This is a genomic window from Pseudomonas umsongensis (genome assembly GCF_012647205.1).
Classification (GTDB): domain Bacteria; phylum Pseudomonadota; class Gammaproteobacteria; order Pseudomonadales; family Pseudomonadaceae; genus Aquipseudomonas; species Aquipseudomonas umsongensis.
This window is the reverse complement of sequence record NZ_CP051487.1, coordinates 1,258,150-1,281,229: the sequence shown is the minus strand read 5'-3', so window position 1 is coordinate 1,281,229 and position 23,080 is coordinate 1,258,150. Positions and strand designations below refer to the sequence as shown.

Here is a 23,080-nt window from a genome sequence, read left to right as displayed (position 1 = left end):
TGAAGGCTTACATCGAAGCCTGGCGCACCTGCTTCTCCAGTTCGACCTTCAACCCTGGCGCCAACTTGAGTTGCCGCGCCAGCTCATCGAGGTAGGACTTCTCCATGAAGCTCTCCTCATCCACCAGCATCACACTGGCGATGTACATCTCGGCAGCCATTTCCGGGGTGCTGGCGGCGCGGGCGACATCGGTCGGATCCAGTGGCTTGTTCAGTTCCGCGTGAAGCCAGTGTTGCAGCTCCTGATCGTTGTCGAGCTTGCTGAACTCACCTTCGATCAGCTCGCGTTCGCGCGCGTCAATATGACCGTCTGCCTTGGCTGCGGCCACCAGGGCCTTGAGAATCGCCTGGCTGTGCTGCTCGGCTTGCGCCATTGGCAGGCGATCCAGGGTTTGCGGTTCGGTCTTCGGGGCCGTGCCCTGCTGGGCTTGCCAGTTGCCGTAGGCTTTGTAGGCCAGCACGCCCAATGCGGCGAGGCCGCCATAAACCGCGACCTTGCCTCCGACCTTGCGCGCCTTCTTGTTACCCAGCAGCAGGCCCATGGCCCCAGCGGCGAGGGCCCCGCCGCCCGCACCGGAGAGCAAGCTGCCGATGCCACTGCTCGCCCCCTTGTTCTGCGCCGCACCGGTATTTTTTTGCAACAGATCCTGGCCAGACTTGAGCAGTTGGTCGAGCAATCCACGGGTGATCATTTTCCGCCTCCACAAAAGGGTTTAACCGGACACTAAGGCCATCAGCCTAAATCGAAAGTGCCCGGCGCCCCCGGTGAGTTTGCTTCCAGATGTTGCTGGGAAAGAGCTCCTGCCAGTGCTTGTCCCATTACTGCCCAGAAGCCCATCGAAAAAAAAGATATACACTGCATAAAATCTATAAAAACCGCTTACCTGGTACGGCCTCATGATGACCCTGCGTCAAATCCGGCACTTCATTGCGGTGGCCGAGACCGGTTCGATCTCTGCCGCCGCGCAAACCGCGTTCATTTCACAATCCACCCTGACCCTGGCGATCCAGCAGCTCGAACAGGAGATCGGCGTTGGCCTGTTCAATCGCCACGCCAAGGGCATGACCCTGACCCATCAGGGGCATCAGTTCCTGCGCCAGGCGCATTTGATCCTGGCCACCGTGGACAATGCCAAGCGCAGCCTGCAACAAAGCACCGACCAGGTGGCCGGGCAATTGATCGTCGGCGTGACCAGCCTGGTCGCCGGTTACTACCTGGCGGACCTGCTCACGCGCTTCCAGCGCGCCTACCCCAACGTCGAAATCCGCGTGATGGAAGACGAACGCCCCTACATCGAACATTTGCTGGTCAGCGGCGAGATCGATGTAGGGGTGCTGATCCTTTCCAACCTTGAAGACCGTCACGCCTTGCAGACCGAAGTGCTGACCCATTCACCCCATCGACTGTGGTTGCCGGCCCAGCATCCGCTGCTGGAACACGACAGCATCAACCTCGCCGACGTGGCCCGCGAGCCGCTGATTCAATTGAACGTCGATGAAATGGATCGCAACGCCCAGCGCATGTGGACAGCCGCTTCCCTGCAACCACGCATCACCCTGCGCACGGCCTCGACCGAAGCGGTGCGTAGCCTGGTGGCGGCCGGGCTGGGTGTTTCGATCCAGCCCGACATGACTTATCGCCCGTGGTCGCTGGAGGGCGACATCATTGAAGCGCGGCCGATTGCCGACCTGAGCCAGACCCTCGATGTCGGCCTGGCCTGGCGCCGCGGCACTGCGCGCCCGGCCTTGGTGGACCCGTTCCTGACCGTCGCTCGCGAGCAACCCCACGGCGGGCGCAAGCCATCTATTTAATCGAACGCCACCTTCAGTATTTAGAATTTGTCGACCTCGGGTCTGCGCACTAGTCTTGTCATATGTATATAAGACGGCCAGCCCCAGTCACAGGGAGCAGCATGGCCACACAAGAAAAGAGAACCCGAAGAATGGCTGGCGCACAGACCCCGTTGTTCACCGTATTGTTGATCGAAGGTGAATTAGTCGCAGGGCAAGGCCGTGTCGAGGCGATCCTCAACCCGGCCACCGGCGAAGTGTTGACGCACATCGCCGAAGCCAGCACCGAACAAGTCGAAGCCGCTATTCTCGCCGCGCACCGCGCCTTCGCCGGCTGGTCGCGGACCACGCCGCAGCAACGCTCGAACCTGTTGCTCGATATCGCCAACGCCATCGAAAAAAACGCCGACCTGCTCGCCCGCCTCGAATCCCTCAATTGTGGCAAGCCGTTGCATCTGGCGCGTCAGGACGACCTGAGCGCCACGGTCGATGTGTTCCGTTTTTTCGCTGGCGCCGTGCGCTGCCAGACCGGCCAGCTCAGCGGCGAGTACCTGCCGGGCTACACCAGCATGGTGCGGCGCGATCCGATTGGCGTGGTTGCATCGATTGCGCCGTGGAATTACCCGATCATGATGGCGGCGTGGAAAATCGCCCCGGCCCTGGCCGCCGGCAATACCTTGGTGTTCAAGCCCTCGGAGCACACGCCCCTGTCGATCCTGGCGTTGGCCCCGGCGCTGGCCGAGATCCTGCCGCCCGGCGTGATCAACATTGTTTGCGGTGGCGGCGAAGGCGTCGGCAGTCATCTGGTCAGCCACCCCAAGGTGCGCATGGTGTCGCTGACCGGCGATATCGTCACCGGGCAGAAAATCCTCCAGGCCGCGGCAAAGACCCTCAAGCGTACGCACCTCGAACTGGGCGGCAAAGCCCCCGTGATTGTCTGCAACGATGCCGACATCCAGGCGGTGGTCGAAGGCGTGCGCACCTACGGCTACTACAACGCCGGGCAGGATTGCACCGCCGCTTGCCGGGTGTACGCCCAGGCCGGCATTCACGATCGCCTGGTGGCCGAACTCGGCGCGGCGGTCAGCAGCCTGCGTTTCGCCGGTAAACGCGATGCCGACAACGAAATCGGCCCGTTGATCAGCACCCGCCAGCGCGACCGCGTGGCCAGTTTCGTCGAACGCGCCCTCGGCCAGCCGCATATCGAACGGGTGACCGGCGCGGCGGTGCATTCCGGCGCCGGCTTCTATTACCAACCGACGTTGCTCGCCGGTTGCAAGCAAGGCGATGAAATCGTCCAGCGCGAAGTGTTCGGGCCGGTGGTCACCGTGACCCGATTCGATCAGCTGGAACAGGCGGTGGATTGGGCCAACGACTCGGAATACGGCCTGGCCTCGTCGGTCTGGACGCAGAACCTGGATAAGGCGATGCAGGTTGCCGCGCGGTTGCAGTATGGCTGCACCTGGATCAACAGCCATTTCATGCTGGTCAGCGAGATGCCCCACGGCGGGCTCAAGCGTTCGGGTTATGGCAAGGACCTGTCCAGCGATTCACTCCAGGACTACAGCGTGGTGCGGCACATCATGGCACGCCACGGGCAGCATCTCTGACTACGCTAATAACAAGCCGTTAACGGCATGCTTCACCACGTTCACCACTGCCCCGACCATAATTTGAAGAAGAGGGAAACCCCATGTTCGTGCACAAGACCGCACTGCTCAGTGCCATCACCCCCTTACTGCTGGCCAGTGGCGTGTTTGTCCAGGCCGCCGAGCCATTGAAGGCCGTCGGTGCCGGCGAAGGCCAGCTGGATATCGTCGCGTGGCCTGGCTACATCGAACGTGGCGAAAGCGACAAGGCCTACGACTGGGTGACCGGTTTCGAGAAAGAAACCGGCTGCAAGGTCAACGTGAAAACCGCTGCGACCTCCGATGAGATGGTCAGCCTGATGGCCAAGGGCGGTTATGACCTGGTGACCGCGTCGGGCGATGCCTCGCTGCGCCTGATCGTCGGCAAGCGCGTGCAGCCGATCAACACGGCGTTGATCCCGAACTGGAAGAACCTCGATCCGCGCCTGAAGGATGCGCCGTGGTATGTGGTCAACAAGCAGACCTACGGCACCCCGTACCAGTGGGGGCCGAACGTGTTGATGTACAACACAAACGTCTTCAAGACCGCGCCCGACAGCTGGGGCGTGTTGTTCAACGCGCAGAACCTGCCGGACGGCAAGCCGAACAAGGGCCGCGTGCAGGCCTATGACGGTCCGATCTACATCGCCGACGCAGCGCTGTACCTGAAATCCGCCAAGCCGGAACTGGGGATCCAGAACCCCTACGAACTGACCGAAGCGCAATACAAGGCCGTGCTCGATCTATTGCGCGCCCAGCAGCCGTTGATCCACCGCTACTGGCACGACACCACCGTACAGATGAGTGACTTCAAGAATGAAGGTGTGGTGGCGTCCGGGGCCTGGCCGTATCAGGTCAACGGCCTGATCAATGAGAAACAGCCGATCGCCTCGACCATCCCCAAAGAAGGCGCCACCGGGTGGGCCGACACCACCATGATGCACACCGATGCCAAGCACCCGAACTGTGCCTATAAGTGGATGGACTGGTCGCTGCAACCGAAAGTCCAGGGTGACGTGGCGGCTTGGTTCGGTTCGTTGCCGGCGGTACCGGCAGCGTGCAAAGAGAGCGAACTGCTTGGCGCCGAAGGCTGCAAGACCAACGGCTTCGACAACTTCGACAAGATCGCCTTCTGGAAAACCCCGCAGGCCGAGGGCGGCAAATTCGTGCCGTACAGCCGCTGGACCCAGGACTACATCGCGATCATGGGCGGCAGGTAAGCCCTCTTAAGATCAAAAGATCGCAGCCTGCGGCAGCTCCTACCGCGACCGCAGGCACCGCAGATTCGGCGCCTTCTGCAAATCCTGTAGGAGCTGCCGAAGGCTGCGATCTTTTCGACGCCACAACCGATTCAGATTTTTTAGAAAGCGCGCCTTTTTGGAGCACCGCACCATGACGCTTGCAGTCCAGTTCACCAACGTTTCCCGTCAGTTCGGCGAAGTGAAAGCCGTTGACCGGGTTTCCATCGACATCCAGGACGGCGAGTTTTTCTCCATGCTGGGGCCTTCCGGCTCAGGCAAAACCACTTGCCTGCGCCTGATCGCCGGTTTTGAACAACCGAGCGCGGGTTCCATTCGTATTCATGGCGAGGAAGCCGCCGGCCTTCCGCCTTACCAGCGTGATGTGAACACCGTGTTCCAGGATTACGCGCTGTTCCCCCACATGAACGTTCGCGACAACGTCGCCTACGGCTTGAAAGTCAAAGGCGTCGCCAAGGCCGAACGCTTGAAGCGCGCCGAAGAAGCCCTCGACATGGTTGCCCTCGGCGGCTACGGCGAGCGCAAGCCGGTGCAACTTTCCGGTGGCCAGCGCCAGCGTGTGGCCCTGGCCCGTGCCCTGGTCAATCGCCCACGGGTGTTGCTGCTGGACGAACCGCTCGGCGCGCTGGACCTGAAGTTGCGCGAGCAGATGCAAGGCGAATTGAAGAAGCTGCAACGCCAGCTGGGCATCACCTTCATCTTCGTCACCCACGACCAGACCGAAGCGCTGTCCATGTCCGACCGCGTCGCCGTGTTCAACAAGGGTCGCATTGAACAGGTCGATTCGCCGCGCAACCTGTACATGAAACCTTCGACCACCTTCGTCGCCGAATTCGTCGGCACTTCCAATGTGATTCGCGGCGACCTGGCGAAGCAGTTGAGCGGCAATCCCCAGCCGTTCTCGATTCGCCCGGAACACGTGCGCTTCGCCGAAGGCCCGTTGGCCAGCCATGAGATCGAAGTCAGCGGCCTGCTGCACGATATCCAATACCAGGGCAGCGCCACCCGCTACGAATTGAAGCTGGAAAACGGCCAGACCTTGAATATCAGCCAGGCCAACAATCAATGGCTCGACACCAGTGCCCAGCACCAGACCGGGCAACGCCTGAGCGCACGCTGGGCCCGTGAAGCGATGATCCCGCTGCACGACACCCTGACAGGCGGGGTGTGACATGAGCACCCTGGCTGTTCCTCATTCCTCGTCGGGCGGCTCGGCGTTGCGCAAGTTTTCCAACCTGCTGTACCGCCGGCCAAACCTGTACCTGTCGATGCTGTTGGTGCCGCCGTTGCTGTGGTTCGGCGCCATTTACCTGGGTTCGTTGCTGACGTTGCTGTGGCAAGGTTTCTACACCTTCGATGACTTCACCATGGCGGTCACCCCTGACCTGACCCTGGCGAACTTCGCCGCGCTGTTCCAGCCATCGAACTTCGACATCATCCTGCGCACCCTGAGCATGGCGATTGTCGTGTCCATCGCCAGCGCCATCGTCGCCTTCCCGATTGCCTACTACATGGCGCGCTACACCTCGGGTAAAACCAAGGCATTTTTCTACATCGCCGTAATGATGCCGATGTGGGCCAGCTACATCGTCAAGGCCTACGCCTGGACGCTGCTGCTGGCCAAAGGCGGCGTAGCACAGTGGTTCGTGCAGAACCTGGGGCTTGAATCGTTATTGCAGTTTGTGCTGGGCATCCCGGGGGTCGGCGGCAGTACCTTGTCGACCTCGCACCTGGGGCGCTTCATGGTGTTCGTCTACATCTGGCTGCCCTTCATGATCCTGCCGATCCAGGCCTCGCTGGAACGCCTGCCACCGTCACTGCTGCAAGCGTCCGCCGACCTCGGCGCCAAGCCGCGCCAGACCTTCATGCAGGTGATCCTGCCGCTGTCGGTGCCGGGTATTGCGGCAGGCTCCATCTTCACGTTCTCCCTGACCCTGGGCGATTTCATCGTGCCACAACTGGTCGGCCCGCCCGGTTACTTCGTCGGCAGCATGGTGTATGCCCAACAAGGTGCGATCGGCAACATGCCAATGGCTGCAGCCTTCACCCTGGTGCCGATCGTGCTGATCGCCATCTACCTGTCCATCGTCAAACGACTGGGGGCCTTCGATGCACTCTGACAAAGCATCCCTGGGCTTGCGTATCGCCGCCTGGGGCGGGCTGGTGTTCCTGCACTTCCCGATCCTGATCATCTTCCTGTATGCCTTCAACACCGAAGACGCGGCGTTCAGTTTCCCGCCCAAGGGTTTCACCCTGAAGTGGATCGGCGTGGCGTTCTCACGGCCCGACGTACTGGAAGCGATCAAGTTGTCGCTGCAGATCGCGGCCATTGCCACGTTGATTGCCATGGTGCTTGGCACGCTGGCGTCGGCGGCGCTGTACCGACGGGACTTTTTCGGCAAGCAAGGTATCTCGTTGATGCTGATCCTGCCGATTGCCCTGCCGGGGATCATCACCGGTATCGCATTGCTGGCGACGTTCAAGACACTGGGCATCGAGCCGGGGATGTTCACCATCATCGTCGGCCACGCGACCTTCTGCGTGGTGATCGTCTACAACAACGTCATCGCCCGCTTGCGCCGTACCTCCCACAGCCTGATCGAAGCCTCGATGGACCTCGGCGCCGATGGCTGGCAGACCTTCCGCTACATCATCCTGCCGAACCTCGGCTCGGCGCTGCTGGCCGGCGGCATGTTGGCGTTCGCGCTGTCGTTCGACGAGATCATCGTCACCACCTTCACCGCCGGCCATGAACGCACCCTGCCGCTATGGCTGCTCAACCAGCTCAGCCGCCCACGGGACGTGCCGGTGACCAACGTCGTGGCGATGCTAGTGATGATGGTGACGATGCTGCCGATCCTCGGTGCCTATTACCTGACCCGGGGGGGTGAGAGCGTGGCCGGTAGCGGCGGGAAGTAACTGATTACAAACCTGTAGGAGCTGCCGCAGGCTGCGATCCTTTGATCTTGCTTTTGAAGATCAAGATCAAAGGATCGCAGCCTGCGGCAGCTCCTACAGGGGCCGGTTTCTGCAGATAAAAATAATTAGCTTTGAAGAGGACGATGTCATGCAAACCCAACTTTTGATCAACGGCCAACTGGTCAATGGCGAAGGCCCCGCCCAACCGGTGTTCAACCCGGCGCTAGGGCGCGTGCTGGTGGAAATCAACGAGGCCAGCGAAGCCCAGGTCGATGCCGCCGTGCGCGCCGCCGATGCCGCGTTCGATAGCTGGTCGCAGACCCCGCCCAAGGAACGTTCGCTGCTGCTGCTCAAACTCGCCGACGCCATCGAGGCCCACGGCGAAGAGCTGGCCAAGCTCGAATCGGACAACTGCGGCAAGCCCTACAGCGCCGCGCTCAACGACGAGATCCCGGCGATTGCCGACGTGTTCCGTTTCTTCGCCGGCGCCAGCCGTTGCATGAGCGGCTCGGCCGGCGGCGAATACCTGCCCGGCCACACCTCGATGATCCGCCGCGACCCGGTCGGGGTGATCGCCTCCATCGCGCCGTGGAACTACCCGCTGATGATGGTCGCCTGGAAAATCGCCCCGGCCCTGGCCGCCGGCAATACCGTGGTGCTCAAGCCCTCGGAACAGACGCCGTTGACCGCGTTGCGCCTGGCGCAACTGGCAGCGGAAATCTTCCCGGCTGGCGTGCTCAACCTGGTGTTCGGCCGCGGCCCTACGGTTGGCAGCCCGCTGGTCACCCATCCGAAAGTGCGCATGGTGTCGCTGACAGGTTCGATCGCCACTGGCGCGAACATCATTTCCAGCACCGCCGACAGCGTCAAGCGCATGCACATGGAACTGGGCGGCAAGGCCCCGGTGATCATCTTCGACGACGCCGACATCGACGCCGCGGTCGACGGCATTCGCACCTTCGGTTTCTACAACGCCGGTCAAGACTGCACCGCCGCCTGCCGCATCTATGCCCAGGCAGGCATCTACGAGAAATTCGTCGAGAAGCTCGGCGCCGCCGTGAGCAGCATCAAGTACGGCTTGCAGGACGATCCATCGACCGAACTCGGCCCGCTGATCACCGCGCAACACCGCGACCGCGTCGCCGGCTTCGTCGAGCGCGCCATCGCACAGCCGCACATCCGCCTGGTCACCGGCGGCAAGGCCGTGGAAGGCAACGGTTTCTTCTTCGAACCAACGGTGCTGGCCGATGCGCAGCAGGACGACGAGATCGTGCGCCGCGAAGTGTTCGGGCCGGTGGTGTCGGTGACCAAATTCAGTGACGAGGCACAGGTGCTGGGCTGGGCCAACGATTCCGACTACGGCCTGGCGTCCTCGGTGTGGACCGCCGATGTCGGCCGCGCGCATCGCCTGTCGGCGCGCTTGCAGTACGGCTGCACTTGGGTCAACACGCACTTCATGCTGGTCAGCGAAATGCCCCATGGCGGGCAGAAGTTGTCGGGGTATGGCAAGGACATGTCGATGTATGGGCTGGAGGATTACACCGTTGTGCGGCATGTGATGTTCAAACACTAACCCCTTGTAGGAGCGAGCATGCTCCGGGCGGCGTTCCGACGATGGAGGTCAACGATAACGCGGGGAACCTGACGCCCCGCGGTGCCCTCCGGTTTCTCGCGAGCATGCTCGCTCCTACAGTACAGCGATGATTTCACCACGGTTTCGAGGTCGAAACCGGCATTACGCACCACTGGTTTCAAACACAACAATAACCACTGATCCGGGCAGCGCCTCCACGGCCCTGCCACGGCTTCGGACATCCGAAATCTGCCGATTTTCCGGAGAAACACACATGACTGCATCACCCGATCTCTCTACCGCCGTCGTCGACAGCGACGCCGAGCAACTGCGAAAACTGGGTTACACCTCCAACTTCAATCGCAGCATGAGCTTGTGGGAAAACTTCGCCCTGGGCTTCACTTATCTCTCGCCGGTCGTAGGGGTTTATACCCTCTTCGGCCTGTGCCTCGCCGCTGGCGGGCCGCCGATGTTCTGGGCCTATCTGCTGGTCGGTTGCGGCCAGTTGCTGGTGTGCCTGATCTTTGGTGAAGTGGTGTCGCAGTTCCCGATTTCCGGTGGCGTGTACCCGTGGGCGCGTCGCCTGGTGGGCAAGCGCTGGGCGTGGATGGTCGGCTGGATCTACTCCATCGCCCTGTGCGTCACGATTGCCGCCGTAGCCGTCGGCGCCGGCCCGTACCTGGCTGCCATGCTCGGTTTTGAACCGAGCAACAACACCAATATCGTCATTGCCCTGGTGCTGACGCTGTTTGCCACCCTGATCAACCTCAGCGGCACCAAGGTACTGGCGCGCATTGCCATGTTCGGCTTCCTCTGTGAACTGGTGGGTGCAGTGATCGTCGGCGTTTACCTGCTGGTCTTCGAGCGCCATCAATCAATTGGCGTGCTGTTCAACACCTTCGACATCAGCGTCGATGGTTCATACCTGCCGGCCTTCCTCACCGCCTCGCTGGCGGGTATGTTCCTCTACTACGGCTTCGAGGCCTGCGGCGACGTGGCCGAAGAAACCCCGAACCCGAGCAAGAAGATCCCGGTGGCCATGCGCATGACCATCTACATCGGCGGCATTGCGGCAATGTTCGCCTGCCTGGCACTGATCCTCGCCGTGCCAGACATGCAAGCGGTGATCGACGGCACCGACAAGGACCCGGTCGGCACCATCCTCAACAACGCTTTCGGCCCCGTGGGCTCGAAGATGGTGATGGGCGTGGTGATGATTTCCTTCATCTCCTGTGTCATCAGCCTGCAAGCGGCGGCGAGCCGCCTGTTGTACTCCTACGCCCGAGATGAAATGGTCATCGGCAGCCGACTGCTGAAGAAGATATCTCCGACCACCCAGGTTCCGGTTGCGGCGCTGTTCGTGTCCGGCGTCCTGCCAGCGCTGATCATCATCCTCGGCTTCTTCCTGCAGGATGCAGTCGCCACCATCGTCAGCTTCGCCGCCATCGGCATCTACCTGGCCTTCCAGATGATCGTGCTTGCGGCGCTGTATGCCCGCCTCAAAGGCTGGAAGCCCAGCGGCCAATTCACCCTCGGCGCCTGGGGCTGGCCGGTGAACATCTGCGCGCTGGTCTATGGCGTCGGCGCAATCGTCAACATGGCCTGGCCACGGACGCCGGATGCGGCGTGGTACATCAACTACGCCATGGTCTTGAGCACCACCATCGTCATTGGCCTGGGGTTGCTCTACATGTGGATCGCCAAGCCGTATGACCACGGCACAGCGCCTGCGGGGGATGCGTGGAAGGTTAGTCGCTAATGGAAATTGCCCCGGTGCCAAAAGACACCGGGGCAACCAAACGCTTTTAGCGGTCAAGCATTTCGAAACAGTTCCTGGCATCCCGTGGATGTATCCCCAGCTAGAGTTTCCCCACCACGCAAGTGGTACTGGTTGACGATAATCGCTGCAAGGCCTAGGGTGTTTACGTCGTTTACAGAGTATACATCTTTAGGAGAGCCACCATGGCCTCGCCCGTTTTGTCGTTTCGTGTCGAAGAACTCCTGGCCCAACAACTGGATCAGCTAGCGGCTGCCACCGACCGCGACCGTCAGTACCACCTCAAGCGTGCATTGGTTCGATATGTAGAAGCCGAGTCATGGCATCTGCAAGCCATAAGCGACGGCATATCCGATGCCGATGCTGGAAAACTGACCGACCTGGACGCCGTGAAGGCTAAGTGGGAAAAACGTGCCGAGCGTAGTACTGACTGAGAAAGCCGAAAGCGACCTGGACGCCATCCATGAACATTACCGAGAGGTCGTAGGCGCGGGTACTGCCATCGAGATCATTTCCACCATGCTGCAATGTTTCCGGCAGTTGGAACAGTTCCCCGGCTCAGGCAGGCCTTCTATCATGCCTGATGTACGAGAATTGGTACTTGGTCGTTATCCCTTCATTGCGCCGTATCGATTTGCCAATGGCCAGGTACAGGTGTTGAGGGTGCTGCATCAGCGTTCTGAACGTTCTCAGGATTGGTAAAGGGAGAACGTCCAGCCGCGACAGGATTGCCGCGACTGGATGTTCCATTTCTTCAAAACCGCGAAACACTGCGCATCGCATCCACCAGATAACGCATCGCAATGCGATCACTCTCCGACAACTCGCGATAGCGCTCCACCAACTTCATCTCCTCGTTATTGAGCCGACGTCTCCGCCGGCCAGTAGATAGGCACGCAAAGATTCCCAGGATTTCGGTGATGCCTTGTACTTTCGACATGGACGATGTCCTTCTCTACGTCAAAGAAAACTTCAGATATTGCATCGCCCTACCCTTTTCAGTAGCACCCTGTGTCCACTGAAGCCCACCGGCCCGAAGGGCAGAAACCGGTCATGCCCATAGAATAGAAACTATCCGGGCGCTGAAAAGTACTTTTTAGAGTAATTAGTCGAAAAAAGCAGAAATGCCCTTTAAATCAGAACTTACTGTCGGAAACGTTAACCGACATCTCTTGTTTCATTGCCGCGCTATCGTCACGCCATCAATCATTTTTGCTGCGCAACCGAACGGTTTAAGCTATTCGTTATATGTTTTAAAGGCAGTTGCGTTTGGCCGAAGGCATGTCCGAACCGATATTTTTGATCCAGCAGTGCCAGGAACGGCGCGGGATCGTTCACGACAGGTTGTACTTATGCATCGCAGGAATTTGCTAAAAGCCTCCATGGCCATCGCCGCCTACTCCGGTTTGTCGGCCACCGGCCTGCTCGCTGCCGGTGCCTGGGCAAGCAATGGCACAGCGGACGGCGAAGCCCAGGCGTTCGACTTCGAAGCGCTGAAGGTCCAGGCCAAGCAACTGGCCAGCAACCGCTACCAGGATACCAAGCAGGTGCTGCCGCCCACCCTGGCGACCATGACCCCGCAGAATTTCAATGCCATTCGCTATGACGGCAAGCATTCGCTGTGGAATGACTTGAATGGTCAGTTGGATGTGCAGTTTTTCCATGTCGGCATGGGTTTCCGCCAGCCGGTGCGCATGTACAGCGTCGATCCCAAGACCCACATGGCCCGCGAAGTGCATTTCCGCCCTTCGTTGTTCAATTATGAGAATACGTCCGTCGACACCCAGCAGCTCAAGGGCGACCTGGGCTTTTCCGGGTTCAAGCTGTTCAAGGCGCCGGAACTGGACAAACACGACGTGGTGTCTTTCCTCGGCGCCAGCTATTTCCGAGCGGTAGACGCCACTGGCCAGTACGGCTTGTCGGCCCGCGGGCTGGCAATCGACACCTATGCGAAGAAGCGCGAAGAATTCCCCGACTTCACCAAGTTCTGGTTCGAGACGCCAGACAAGGACAGCACGCGCTTCGTGGTCTACGCCTTGCTCGATTCTCCGAGCGCGACCGGCGCCTACCGTTTTGACATCGATTGCCAGGCCGAACGCGTGGTGATGGAGGTCGACGCCCATGTCAACGCGCGCACCGCCATCGAACAACTGGGCATCGCGCCGATGACCAGCATGTTCAGCTGCGGTACCCACGAGCGCCGTATGTGCGACACCATTCACCCGCAAATCCACGACTCCGATCGCCTGGCGATGTGGCGCGGCAATGGCGAGTGGATCTGCCGCCCGCTGAACAATCCGGCCACCCTGCAATTCAACGCCTTCACCGACAAGGACCCGAAAGGTTTCGGCCTGGTGCAGACCGATCATGAATTCGCCAGCTATCAGGACACCGTCGATTGGTACAGCAGACGCCCGAGCCTGTGGGTAGAACCGACGACCGCGTGGGGCGAAGGCTCTATCGATCTGCTGGAAATTCCTACCACCGGCGAGACACTCGATAACATCGTTGCCTTCTGGACCCCGAAAAAACCGGTCGCCGCCGGCGATTCACTGAACTATGGCTACAAACTCTACTGGAGCGCCCTGCCGCCTGTCGGCACGCCCTTGGCACGGGTCAACGCAACCCGTTCAGGCATGGGCGGTTTCACTGAAGGCTGGGCGCCGGGCGAACACTACCCGAAGGTCTGGGCCCGACGCTTCGCCGTGGATTTCAACGGTGGCGGCCTGGATCGCCTGCCGCCAGGCACGGGCATCGAACCGGTGGTCACCTGTTCCAACGGCGAGGTGAAGGACTTCAACGTGCTGGTGCTCGATGACATCAAGGGCTACCGCATCACCTTTGACTGGTATCCGACCAACGACAGTGTCGAGCCAGTGGAGCTGCGCCTGTTCATTCGCACCAATGACCGGACGCTGAGTGAAACCTGGTTGTACCAGTACTTCCCGCCGGCACCGGACAAGCGCAAGTACAGCTGACGGAGAAAACAAAGCCCCGGTCAAATCGACCGGGGCTTTTGGTTTGCGACCTCACTCAATCCCGCAAATCCGACTCATGAATGGGTTGGTCACGATGGGTCGCGCGGTGATATTGCGCCGGCCAAATGGCTTTGCGCCCACCCAGGTCATCGTCGGCATGCAATGCCCAATAAGGATCACGCAACAGCTCACGAGCGAGGAAGATGATGTCGGCCTGGCAGGTGCGCAGGATATGTTCGGCCTGTGCAGGCTCAGTGATCATTCCTACCGTACCGGTAGCGATGCCTGACTCCTTGCGCACACGTTCGGCGAAGCGGGTCTGATAACCCGGACCCGTGGGGATTTCCGCGTTGACGGCCGTACCGCCTGACGACACGTCGATGAGGTCCACACCCAAGTCCTTAAGGCGTCGCGCCAGCTCGACGGTTTCATCCGGGTTCCAGCCATCCTCCACCCAGTCGGTGGCGGACACCCGCACGAACAGCGGTAATTCTTCGGGCCAGACCTTGCGCACCGCTTCGGTGACCTGCAAGACCAGGCGAATTCGGTTTTCGAATGAACCGCCGTACTGGTCACGCCGCTGATTACTCAGGGGCGAAAGAAACTGGTGCAGCAGATAGCCATGAGCCGCATGCACTTCGACCACCTTGAAACCGGCGGTCAACGCGCGCTTCGCCGAGTCGACAAAGGCCTGGATGACGTCAGCGATCTCGCCTTCGTCCAGCTGCTTGGGTTGTGTGTGTTGCGGATCAAAGGCGATTGGCGACGGGCCAACCGGCAACCAGCCGCCCTCGTCAATCTTTACGCTGCCATGCTTGCCGAGCCAGGGTCGATAGGTACTGGCCTTACGCCCTGCGTGGGCCAGCTGGATGCCAGCAACGGCGCCTTGAGCGGCAATGAAACGGGTGATGCGTTGCAAGGGTTCGATTTGTTCATCGTTCCACAGGCCAAGGTCCTGGGCGGTGATTCGCCCGTCGGCCGTGACTGCCGTGGCTTCCGTAAAGACCAGTCCGGCGCCGCCGACGGCGCGACTACCGAGGTGGACCAGGTGCCAGTCATTGGCCAGGCCATCGACGCTCGAATACTGGCACATTGGCGATACCGCAATGCGGTTGAGCAGGGTCAATTGACGAAGAGTGTAGGGTTCAAGCAGCAGACTCATGGGGCACCTCTCAAATCAGTGGGCAGGCTCCAGGGTTCTGTTTGAATAGTCGACGAGTGACATGAAAGGGATGCAGCACCCGCCCCCGCGGGCAAAAAATTGACAAGACGTCACAAGGATAATCAAGCAGTGCTTTAGAGCCTAGTCGACATCGGGGGATGTCGCCCCTCCCTGTAGGAGCGAGCATGCTCGCGATGGGGTCCCAGTCACCGCGGGGTGTCAGGTAGCCAGCGTCATCGTTGGCGACCATCGCGAGCATGCTCGCTCCTACAGTGCCAGGGGTTCAACGCGGTTCAATGTGGGCGATCATCAGTTGCACGGTCTCATTGCCGCGAAACTCGTTGACGTCGAGTTTGTAAGCCAGCTCCACCCACTTGATGGTCGGGTTTGGCCAGACCTCACGGTCGATCCCGAAGGCAATGCCATCGAGCTTGACCGAGCCGCACTCGCTCCTGAGCACCACCTTGAGGTGGCGTTCACCGACGACACGCTGCTCGACCAACTGAAACACGCCATGAAACAGTGGCTCCGGGAAGTGCTGGCCCCAAGGCCCGGCGTGGCGTAATGCACGGGCCAGTTCGAGGTGGAATTCTTCGACCGCCAGAACCCCGTCCGACAGCAAACGCCCGGTCAAGTCTTCGTCGCGCAGTTGCCGACGCACTTCGGCGTCGAAAGCTTCAGCGAACAGTGGAAAATTCGCCTCCGGCAGCGTCAGGCCAGCGGCCATGGCATGACCACCGTACTTGGTGATCAGGTTCGGATGCTGCGCCGCCACCACGCTCAGGGCATCGCGAATATGAAAGCCCTGCACCGAACGCCCCGAGCCCTTGAGCAACCCGTCGCCGGCATCGGCGAAGGCGATGGTCGGACGGAAATAACGCTCTTTCATGCGCGAGGCCAGGATGCCGATGACGCCCTGATGCCATTCGGGATCGAACAGGCACAAACCAAATGGCATCGATTCCACCGGCAAATCCTTGAGCTGGGCCAACGCTTCACGCTGCATGCCCTGCTCGATGGATTTACGGTCCTGGTTCATCCCGTCCAACTGCGCCGCCATTTCCCGCGCCAGCGCCACGTCTTCGGTCAGCAGGCATTCGATGCCCAGGCTCATGTCATCCAGTCGCCCGGCGGCGTTGAGGCGTGGACCGACGATAAACCCCAGGTCGGTGGAGGTGATGCGCGCATGATCACGCTTGGCCACTTCGAGAATCGCCTTGATCCCCGGCCGGGCACGTCCGGCGCGTATGCGTTCCAGGCCTTGATGCACCAGGATGCGGTTATTGGCATCCAGCGGCACCACGTCGGCCACGCTGCCCAGCGCCACCAAATCGAGCAATTCGCCGATGTTCGGCTGCGGCTTGCTGGCGTACCAGCCGAGTTCGCGCAAACGCGCGCGCAAGGCCATCAGCACATAGAAAATCACCCCGACGCCGGCCAGCGCCTTGCTCGGGAACGTGCAACCGGGCTGGTTCGGATTGACGATGGCATCGGCCAGCGGCAGGTCATCGCCCGGCAAATGGTGGTCAGTGACCAACACGTTGAGCCCGGCCTTTTTCGCCGCGGCCACGCCTTCGACACTGGAAATGCCATTGTCCACGGTAATCAGCAACTGCGGCTGACGCTCCAGGGCCACCGCAACGATTTCCGGGGTCAGGCCGTAGCCGTAGTCGAATCGGTTGGGCACCAGATAGTCGACATGCGCCGCACCCAACAGGCGCAAGCCCAAAGTGCCCACGGTACTGGCGGTGGCACCGTCGGCATCGAAGTCGCCAACGATCAGGATCCTCTGGCGCTGCTCGAGCGCGGTCACCAGCAGATCCACCGCTGCCTCGATGCCCTTGAGCTGCTGGAACGGAATCAGCCGTGCCAGGCTTTTGTCCAGTTCGGCTTCGGATTGCACGCCCCGCGCTGCGTACAGCCGGGTCAGCAGCGGTGGAATATCACCGAGAAATGGCAGGGTGTCGGGCAGCTGGCGAGGTTCGATGCGCATGGGGTGACAGGGGCTTCTCTTCAATACGTAGGATAAAACCGGTGAGGCAACGACTGATCAGCCGCGTTCGCCCAACAGCCACTGCAACTGGACTTCATGCTGGCCGCGGTCGTCGGTGACGAAAATCGTCCCTTCGCTGATCATCACGTCCCACTTGATCACCCGGGGCATGTCTTTGGCCAGGGTTTCCAGGACTTCCTGAGGGACCGCCGCGATGTTGACGTTTTTCAGGTTCTTGATCGCCGGGATCACCTTGCCTTCCCACACGCGCAGGCTGCCGTAGGCCAGCAGGCTGGTGCGCTCGGTGCGGCGCGAGCACCAGGTCAGGCGATCGGCGTCCGGTTGGCCGACTTCGATCCAGTGCAGGACGCGGTCATCCAGGCTCTTTTCCCACAACGCTGGTTCATCCACGTCCGACAGGCCACGGCCAAACGAAAGTTGCTCGTTGTACCAGAGGGCGTAGGCCAACAGGCGCACGGTCATGCGCTCTTCGGTTTCCGAAGGGTGGCGGGCGATGGTCTGCTTGACGGACTCGTAGACGCTGCGATCGAGGTCGGTGAGGTTCAGTTCAAACTTGTAGGTCGTGGACGGCTGGGCCATGAACGGGCTTCTTGATACGTGGAAAGGCGGCAAGTCTAACCGATGCAGCCACCAATCAACGAATAGAAGGCGATCTCCCTTGGGCGCCTGACAGTCGGCTATGTTAAAACTCTGTACTCGCTCAACCTTTGTCCAACAGGAGCCCGCATGCCGTCCTCTGCCAAACCGCTCTCAGGTCTGAAAGTCATCGAATTGGGTACCTTGATCGCCGGCCCGTTCGCCTCGCGCATTTGCGCTGAATTCGGTGCCGATGTGGTCAAGGTCGAATCGCCGGACGGCGGCGATCCATTGCGCAAATGGCGCAAATTGTACGAGGGCACCTCGCTGTGGTGGTTCGTCCAGGCTCGCAATAAAAAATCGCTGACGCTCAACCTCAAGCATCCGGACGGCCTGGCGGTCCTGAAGAAACTGCTCAGTGAAGCGGACATCCTGATCGAGAACTTCCGCCCCGGTGTACTGGAAAAGCTTGGCCTGGGCTGGGACGTCCTGCATGCATTGAATCCAAATCTGGTCATGGTGCGGCTCTCGGGCTTCGGCCAGACCGGCCCGATGAAGGATCAACCCGGGTTTGGCGCGGTCGGCGAATCCATGGGCGGCCTGCGCTACATCACCGGGTTCGAGGATCGGCCGCCGGTGCGCACCGGGATTTCCATCGGTGATTCGATTGCCGCGCTGTGGGGCGTGATCGGTGCCCTCATGGCCCTGCGTCACCGCGAGGTCAATGGCGGTCAGGGGCAAGTAGTGGACGTGGCGCTGTACGAGGCGATCTTCGCCATGATGGAAAGCATGGTGCCGGAGTTCGACGTGTTTGGTTTCATCCGCGAGCGCACCGGCAATATCATGCCGGGTATTACGCCTTCATCGATCCACACCAGTGCCGATGGCAAGCATGTGCAGATCGGCGCCAATGGCGATGCGATCTTCAAGCGCTTCATGCTGCTCATTGGTCGGGAAGACCTGGCCAACGATCCGCTGCTGGCCAGCAACGACGGCCGCGACAGCCGTCGCGACGAAATTTATGGGGTCATTGATCGCTGGGTCAATTCGCTGCCCCTGGACACCGTCATCGAGCGCTTGAACCAAGCCGACGTACCGGCCAGCCGGATCTTCAGCGCCGAAGACATGTTCAGCGATCCTCAGTACCTCGCCCGGGAAATGTTCCTGCAGGCCAAGCTGCCCGATGGCAAGGACTTCAAGATGCCAGGGATCGTGCCGAAACTCTCAGAGACACCCGGTGATTGTGAATGGGTCGGGCCGCAACTGGGTGAGCACAATGCCCAGGTACTCCAGGAACTTGGCTATGACGCGTCGCAGATCACACAACTGCGCAAAGACGGAGCCATCTGAGCTCAAGCGTTTGTTTGCGCGACTCATCAAGCCCGGCCTGCTGTTGGCCGGGCAGCGCCTGGGCGCGTTGGCGAGCCTGGCCCTGATCGTTACGCTGGCCTCGCCGGTGTCGGCGCAGCCCAAGGAATCCCTGGTCTGGCTGAAACGCGATCTACCGCCGCTGTTCATTTTCAACGGGCCGGAAAAAGGCCAGGGGGTCATCGATCAATTGCTGCGGCAGCTGATCGCCGGCATGCCGCAGTACCGGCACAGCGTGATGAAGGTCAATCGTGCCCGTGGCTTGCAAATGCTTCACGAACCGTCCCTCACCTGCGATGCAGCGTTGAACTGGAGCAAGGAACGCGAAAGCTGGATCGCATTTTCGCTGCCGGTCTTTCGCGCCATGAGCAATGGCCTGGCCGTGCGCAGCAACGAGCGGGAGGTACTGACGCCGTTCCTCAAGGATGGCGAGGTGGACCTGGCGGCCCTGTTGGCCACCGGCAACGTGACCTTGGGCATTGTTGCCGAACGCAACTATGGCGAATACCTTGACGCCCTGCTCAAACAGGCGCCGGGCAAGGCGCTGACCCTTCATTACGGCAACGACGCCTTAGGCAGCCTGCTGCAAATGCAACGCCTGGGACGCCTGCAGTTGCTGTTGGGCTATCGCCCGGAAATTCGCTATCAGGCGCGACAACAAGGGATCGCCGAAGAGGAGCTGCAGTTCTATCCGGTTCGTGGCACCGGCAGATACCTGTCCGGCTACATCGGCTGCACCAATACGCCCCAGGGGCGGCAGGCGATCATCGAGATCAACCAATTGCTGCGTGCCCTGCCCCGAGACCATTTGAGCGAGGCGTATGCCGGCTGGCTCGACCCGCAAAGCCGCACCGACTACCTGCGAGCAGCCCGGGAATTTTTCGAGCATCAGGACGGCTACTGACAATTGCCAGGCAAAAAGAAACCCCGAGAAGTGGGGAGACGACTCGGGGTTAAACGTGGTCTTTCAAAGACCAGTAACAGCAAGCGGCAAGCACCGGAGCACAATGCTTGATCCCGCTGTTACTGAATCTGACTGATAAGGATGCAGGAAGGTTCCCACAACCGGCCATTCAATTTCGGCTAGCCACCAACTTGTCCTGTGCCGCATTGCGCAACGCTGCGATAACACAGGGCTCCAGGCGTCCTTCAGCAATCAGCACATCGCGGTGCAGGCCGTCGACGACATCCGTCAACTGACGCTTGTCGGCCAACTGCGCCTGATTGAACACCCGATCGACCACTATGGCACCGATAGCATTCTTCAAGGTCACCCGGCATTCGCCATGTATGCCTGACGGGGTTAACGTCACCTGGTACGGGCTCAGAGCCTCACCGAGCAATAGACTGATACTTTCCATCCGATCACCACTCAATAGTCCGAAAACAAAGTGCCTGGGGCGTGTGTACTGTAAATGACCGCTGGGCCGAGTAGAAAGTTCTGAAAACCGCGTGCAGGTGAGCCTGCGCCTGCGGTCGATAGAGCATGCACGGCGAAGATGACAGGGAAAAAACATCAGCCTCACGCCTGTCCGGCCAAACGGCACCTCCAGAGTAGCGAGAGCAAGCCAGACAGGCTGGCGGCCAAAAGGCCCCAGCCAGCCCATGGGGCAAATTGTTGCCAGGCTGTCGGGAGTGGATCGCCATCGAGCCACTTCGAACGCAAGGCACGTAGTTCAGCGGGAGGAAAAGCCTCGAGGGCCTTGTTGAGGATACAGAGCAGTTGCGATTGGCCTTTGCGCACCGTCAGGTAGTCCGGGTCCCACTGGCCTTCCACGATTTGCCCCACCTGAAGCTGGCCCAAGGGTAAGAGTCGTGCGCCTGTTTCGCTTTCGATGGTGGCATGGGCCTCCCCGCTTTCCACCAGCGCGCGGGCTTGCGCGTAGGTCTTGACCGAACGCAAATCGATGGTGGGGTGGTCACGACGAATCACCGCTTCCAGCACATGCCGGGTCGGCAGTACCAACACGTGCTTGGCCAACTGCTGCAGTGACTCGACCTGCGGTGCCCCGGCCCGCCCGACAAACACCCAGCCAGAGCCGCCATAGGAATGGCTGAAATCCAGGAACACCTTGCGCTCGTCATTCATTGCCAGCGTGGTGCTCATGTCCGCTTCTGCGCGCTCCAGGCTTTGAAGCATATGCTCGATGGAGAATGACTCGACATGGACAAAACGCAGCCCCGTCATGGCGCTGATGCGATCGAGCATGTCCCTGTTAAGGCCGCTCCACTGGCCATGTTCATTCTTGAACAGGTAGCGCGGGTATTCCAGCGACGCTACCTTGACGGGCGGGTGCCCGGCAATCCATTCAAGTTCCCGGGCATCCAGCGCGATCCGGACACCGGCGCCCGCCTTTGCCGGTTCACGAGCCGGATCAGGCGCGGCGATTGCCCACTGGGCCAAGATGAACAGGACACTGAGCAATAGCAGCCAGCACGCCGCTGGCCTGGATCGTCTGTAAACCGGCATTGCCACATCCTTGCAGATCCGTTCGTCCCTCTCCGTGGACGAATCCTGTTGGCAAGTGTGGCATGCAAAAACAACAAAGCCCGTCAGTAGACGGGCTTTGTTGTGTGACAGGGTTTGCCCGTTACAAAGGCTTACCGCGGTTACCGTGCTGGCTGACAAAGGCCTGCACGGCCTTCAGGTCATTCGGCAATACGGTGCAGCGCTCGTCTCTTTCAAACAAATCAGAAAGATGTGCAGGCAGCTCGAGGGCTTTTCCTACACCGGCTTTCTCCACGGCGTCCGGGAATTTGACCGGATGGGCCGTGCCCAGGATCACCATCGGGATATCCAGGCTGCGACGGCATTCGCGGGCGGCCTTGACGCCAATCGCGGTGTGCGGGTCCAGCACTTCACCGGTCTGTTCAAAGACCTCGGCGATGGTTTCGCAGGTTTGCTCATCGTCAACGGCCAGTGAGTCGAACAGTTTGCGCGCTTCAGTCCAGCGCTCCTGCTCGACGCTGAAACCGCCGCCCTGCTTGAAGCTGTCCATCAGCCCGGCAATCGCCGCGCCATTGCGACCGTGCAGGTCGAACAGTAGGCGTTCGAAGTTCGAGGACACCATGATGTCCATCGACGGCGACAGGGTCGCGTGCAGGGTTTCCTTGACGTACTGGTTGCCGCTCATGAAGCGGTGCAGGATGTCGTTGCGGTTGGTGGCGACGATCAACTGGTTGATTGGCAGGCCCATGTTGCGTGCCAGGTAACCGGCGAAGATGTCGCCGAAGTTACCGGTCGGCACCGAGAACGCCACCGAGCGCGCCGGACCGCCCAGTTGCAGGGCTGCGTGGAAGTAGTAGACGATCTGGGCCATGATCCGCGCCCAGTTGATCGAGTTTACCGCCACCAGGCGCGTGCCCTTGAGGAAGCGCTGGTCGGCGAAGCTCGCCTTGACCATTTCCTGGCAGTCATCGAAGTTGCCTTCGATGGCGATGTTGTGGATGTTCTCGCCGAAAATGGTCGTCATCTGCCGACGCTGCACTTCGGACACACGGTTGTGTGGGTGCAGGATGAAGATGTCGACGTTTTCGCAGTGCTTGCAACCTTCGATGGCCGCCGAGCCGGTATCGCCGGAAGTGGCGCCAACGATCACCACGCGCTCGCCGCGTTTTTCCAGCACGTAGTCGAGCAGGCGACCGAGCAGTTGCAGGGCGAAGTCCTTGAACGCCAGGGTCGGGCCATGGAACAGCTCCAGCACCCATTCGTTGCCGTTCAGCTGACGCAGCGGCGCGACGGCGCTGTGGGCAAACACACCGTAGGTTTCTTCAAGGATCTTTTTGAAATCGGCATCCGGGATGCTGCCGGTGACGAACGGACGCATAACGCGGAAGGCCAGCTCGTGATACGGCAGGCCGGCCCAGGAAGCGATTTCTTCCTGGGTGAAACGTGGCAGGTTTTCCGGGACGTACAGACCGCCGTCGGTGGCAAGGCCTGCCAGCAGGACGTCTTCGAAATTCAGGGCCGGTGCCTGGCCGCGGGTACTGATGTAACGCATGACTGACTCCATTGGGACAGTGTTCGCAATGCCGG

20 protein-coding genes and 1 pseudogene are annotated in these 23,080 nt (G+C 60.6%); 13 read left to right on the top strand and 8 right to left on the bottom strand.

Annotated elements, in window-relative coordinates:
* Nucleotides 1-7: 7 nt before the first annotated feature.
* Nucleotides 8-691 (bottom strand): tellurite resistance TerB family protein, encoded by a 684-nt coding sequence (locus tag HGP31_RS05690; protein WP_168757303.1) that lies wholly within the window; start codon nucleotides 689-691, stop codon nucleotides 8-10.
* Nucleotides 692-896: 205 nt separating this feature from the next.
* Between HGP31_RS05690 and HGP31_RS05685 the strand changes: the two genes are divergently transcribed.
* From HGP31_RS05685 to HGP31_RS05640, 10 genes are all read left to right on the top strand, one after another.
* Complete coding sequence (locus HGP31_RS05685) at nucleotides 897-1,811, top strand: LysR family transcriptional regulator (RefSeq protein WP_020799666.1); 915 nt, start codon at nucleotides 897-899, stop codon at nucleotides 1,809-1,811.
* 131 nt (nucleotides 1,812-1,942) lie between these two features.
* A complete protein-coding gene (locus HGP31_RS05680) occupies nucleotides 1,943-3,400 on the top strand; it encodes a gamma-aminobutyraldehyde dehydrogenase (protein WP_168757302.1) in 1,458 nt (485 codons plus the stop codon).
* Between the two features lie 83 nt (nucleotides 3,401-3,483).
* Nucleotides 3,484-4,638, top strand: coding sequence for a putative ABC transporter substrate-binding protein YdcS (gene ydcS / locus HGP31_RS05675; protein ID WP_020799667.1), 1,155 nt, complete (start codon nucleotides 3,484-3,486; stop codon nucleotides 4,636-4,638).
* A gap of 172 nt (nucleotides 4,639-4,810) precedes the next feature.
* Nucleotides 4,811-5,848 (top strand): ABC transporter ATP-binding protein, encoded by a 1,038-nt coding sequence (locus tag HGP31_RS05670; RefSeq protein ID WP_083348306.1) that lies wholly within the window; start codon nucleotides 4,811-4,813, stop codon nucleotides 5,846-5,848.
* Nucleotide 5,849: 1 nt separating this feature from the next.
* Nucleotides 5,850-6,797, top strand: coding sequence for an ABC transporter permease (locus tag HGP31_RS05665; protein WP_168757301.1), 948 nt, complete (start codon nucleotides 5,850-5,852; stop codon nucleotides 6,795-6,797).
* Nucleotides 6,787-7,596, top strand: a complete 810-nt coding sequence (locus HGP31_RS05660; protein ID WP_020799670.1) for an ABC transporter permease — start codon at nucleotides 6,787-6,789, stop codon at nucleotides 7,594-7,596. Before HGP31_RS05665 ends, HGP31_RS05660 begins: the two co-directional genes overlap by 11 nt.
* A 148-nt stretch (nucleotides 7,597-7,744) precedes the next feature.
* Entirely contained in the window at nucleotides 7,745-9,169 is a 1,425-nt protein-coding gene (locus tag HGP31_RS05655) for a gamma-aminobutyraldehyde dehydrogenase (protein WP_168757300.1), read from the top strand.
* A gap of 274 nt (nucleotides 9,170-9,443) precedes the next feature.
* Nucleotides 9,444-10,928 (top strand): APC family permease, encoded by a 1,485-nt coding sequence (locus HGP31_RS05650; protein WP_020795661.1) that lies wholly within the window; start codon nucleotides 9,444-9,446, stop codon nucleotides 10,926-10,928.
* A gap of 203 nt (nucleotides 10,929-11,131) precedes the next feature.
* Nucleotides 11,132-11,380, top strand: a complete 249-nt coding sequence (locus HGP31_RS05645; RefSeq protein WP_020795660.1) for a CopG family ribbon-helix-helix protein — start codon at nucleotides 11,132-11,134, stop codon at nucleotides 11,378-11,380.
* Nucleotides 11,358-11,648, top strand: coding sequence for a type II toxin-antitoxin system RelE/ParE family toxin (locus HGP31_RS05640; RefSeq protein ID WP_020795659.1), 291 nt, complete (start codon nucleotides 11,358-11,360; stop codon nucleotides 11,646-11,648). Before HGP31_RS05645 ends, HGP31_RS05640 begins: the two co-directional genes overlap by 23 nt.
* 52 nt (nucleotides 11,649-11,700) lie before the next feature.
* On the opposite strand, the gene HGP31_RS05635 is transcribed toward HGP31_RS05640, so the two are convergent.
* Entirely contained in the window at nucleotides 11,701-11,886 is a 186-nt protein-coding gene (locus tag HGP31_RS05635; protein ID WP_020795658.1) for a hypothetical protein, read from the bottom strand.
* Between the two features lie 412 nt (nucleotides 11,887-12,298).
* On the opposite strand from HGP31_RS05635, the gene HGP31_RS05630 reads away from it, so the two are divergent.
* Entirely contained in the window at nucleotides 12,299-13,924 is a 1,626-nt protein-coding gene (locus HGP31_RS05630; protein WP_020795656.1) for a glucan biosynthesis protein D, read from the top strand.
* Between the two features lie 55 nt (nucleotides 13,925-13,979).
* Here HGP31_RS05630 and HGP31_RS05625 read toward each other — a convergent pair whose 3' ends face one another.
* The 3 genes from HGP31_RS05625 to HGP31_RS05615 form a co-directional block, all read right to left on the bottom strand.
* The gene (locus tag HGP31_RS05625) at nucleotides 13,980-15,086 is read right to left on the bottom strand and encodes an NADH:flavin oxidoreductase/NADH oxidase (RefSeq protein WP_020795655.1); all 1,107 of its coding nucleotides are present in this window, start codon (nucleotides 15,084-15,086) and stop codon (nucleotides 13,980-13,982) included.
* Nucleotides 15,087-15,369: 283 nt separating this feature from the next.
* Complete coding sequence (gene recJ / locus HGP31_RS05620) at nucleotides 15,370-17,079, bottom strand: single-stranded-DNA-specific exonuclease RecJ (RefSeq protein WP_168757299.1); 1,710 nt, start codon at nucleotides 17,077-17,079, stop codon at nucleotides 15,370-15,372.
* 57 nt (nucleotides 17,080-17,136) lie between these two features.
* On the bottom strand, nucleotides 17,137-17,679 hold the full coding sequence (locus tag HGP31_RS05615) for a YaeQ family protein (protein WP_008057823.1): 543 nt from the start codon (nucleotides 17,677-17,679) through the stop codon (nucleotides 17,137-17,139).
* Between the two features lie 147 nt (nucleotides 17,680-17,826).
* Between HGP31_RS05615 and HGP31_RS05610 the strand changes: the two genes are divergently transcribed.
* Nucleotides 17,827-19,026: a CaiB/BaiF CoA transferase family protein gene (locus tag HGP31_RS05610; RefSeq protein ID WP_168757298.1), complete on the top strand. Its 1,200-nt coding sequence runs from the start codon at nucleotides 17,827-17,829 to the stop codon at nucleotides 19,024-19,026.
* Complete coding sequence (locus HGP31_RS05605) at nucleotides 18,980-19,948, top strand: TIGR02285 family protein (RefSeq protein WP_168757297.1); 969 nt, start codon at nucleotides 18,980-18,982, stop codon at nucleotides 19,946-19,948. Before HGP31_RS05610 ends, HGP31_RS05605 begins: the two co-directional genes overlap by 47 nt.
* 169 nt (nucleotides 19,949-20,117) lie before the next feature.
* On the opposite strand, the gene HGP31_RS05600 is transcribed toward HGP31_RS05605, so the two are convergent.
* From HGP31_RS05600 to thrC, 3 genes and pseudogenes are all read right to left on the bottom strand, one after another.
* Entirely contained in the window at nucleotides 20,118-20,405 is a 288-nt protein-coding gene (locus tag HGP31_RS05600; RefSeq protein ID WP_020795651.1) for a DUF3509 domain-containing protein, read from the bottom strand.
* Nucleotides 20,406-20,578: 173 nt separating this feature from the next.
* Nucleotides 20,579-21,514: pseudogene (locus tag HGP31_RS05595) on the bottom strand (transporter substrate-binding domain-containing protein); the annotation flags it as partial.
* Nucleotides 21,515-21,635: 121 nt separating this feature from the next.
* Nucleotides 21,636-23,045: a threonine synthase gene (thrC, locus tag HGP31_RS05590; RefSeq protein WP_168757296.1), complete on the bottom strand. Its 1,410-nt coding sequence runs from the start codon at nucleotides 23,043-23,045 to the stop codon at nucleotides 21,636-21,638.
* Nucleotides 23,046-23,080: the final 35 nt, after the last annotated feature.

Coding starts and splice junctions, on each gene's coding strand:
- HGP31_RS05690 (WP_168757303.1), bottom strand. CDS start 691: ATGATCACCCGTGGATTGCTCGACCAACTGCTCAAGTCTGGCCAGGAT.
- HGP31_RS05685 (WP_020799666.1), top strand. CDS start 897: ATGATGACCCTGCGTCAAATCCGGCACTTCATTGCGGTGGCCGAGACC.
- HGP31_RS05680 (WP_168757302.1), top strand. CDS start 1,943: ATGGCTGGCGCACAGACCCCGTTGTTCACCGTATTGTTGATCGAAGGT.
- ydcS (WP_020799667.1), top strand. CDS start 3,484: ATGTTCGTGCACAAGACCGCACTGCTCAGTGCCATCACCCCCTTACTG.
- HGP31_RS05670 (WP_083348306.1), top strand. CDS start 4,811: ATGACGCTTGCAGTCCAGTTCACCAACGTTTCCCGTCAGTTCGGCGAA.
- HGP31_RS05665 (WP_168757301.1), top strand. CDS start 5,850: ATGAGCACCCTGGCTGTTCCTCATTCCTCGTCGGGCGGCTCGGCGTTG.
- HGP31_RS05660 (WP_020799670.1), top strand. CDS start 6,787: ATGCACTCTGACAAAGCATCCCTGGGCTTGCGTATCGCCGCCTGGGGC.
- HGP31_RS05655 (WP_168757300.1), top strand. CDS start 7,745: ATGCAAACCCAACTTTTGATCAACGGCCAACTGGTCAATGGCGAAGGC.
- HGP31_RS05650 (WP_020795661.1), top strand. CDS start 9,444: ATGACTGCATCACCCGATCTCTCTACCGCCGTCGTCGACAGCGACGCC.
- HGP31_RS05645 (WP_020795660.1), top strand. CDS start 11,132: ATGGCCTCGCCCGTTTTGTCGTTTCGTGTCGAAGAACTCCTGGCCCAA.
- HGP31_RS05635 (WP_020795658.1), bottom strand. CDS start 11,886: ATGTCGAAAGTACAAGGCATCACCGAAATCCTGGGAATCTTTGCGTGC.
- HGP31_RS05630 (WP_020795656.1), top strand. CDS start 12,299: ATGCATCGCAGGAATTTGCTAAAAGCCTCCATGGCCATCGCCGCCTAC.
- HGP31_RS05625 (WP_020795655.1), bottom strand. CDS start 15,086: ATGAGTCTGCTGCTTGAACCCTACACTCTTCGTCAATTGACCCTGCTC.
- recJ (WP_168757299.1), bottom strand. CDS start 17,079: ATGCGCATCGAACCTCGCCAGCTGCCCGACACCCTGCCATTTCTCGGT.
- HGP31_RS05615 (WP_008057823.1), bottom strand. CDS start 17,679: ATGGCCCAGCCGTCCACGACCTACAAGTTTGAACTGAACCTCACCGAC.
- HGP31_RS05610 (WP_168757298.1), top strand. CDS start 17,827: ATGCCGTCCTCTGCCAAACCGCTCTCAGGTCTGAAAGTCATCGAATTG.
- HGP31_RS05605 (WP_168757297.1), top strand. CDS start 18,980: ATGACGCGTCGCAGATCACACAACTGCGCAAAGACGGAGCCATCTGAG.
- HGP31_RS05600 (WP_020795651.1), bottom strand. CDS start 20,405: ATGGAAAGTATCAGTCTATTGCTCGGTGAGGCTCTGAGCCCGTACCAG.
- thrC (WP_168757296.1), bottom strand. CDS start 23,045: ATGCGTTACATCAGTACCCGCGGCCAGGCACCGGCCCTGAATTTCGAA.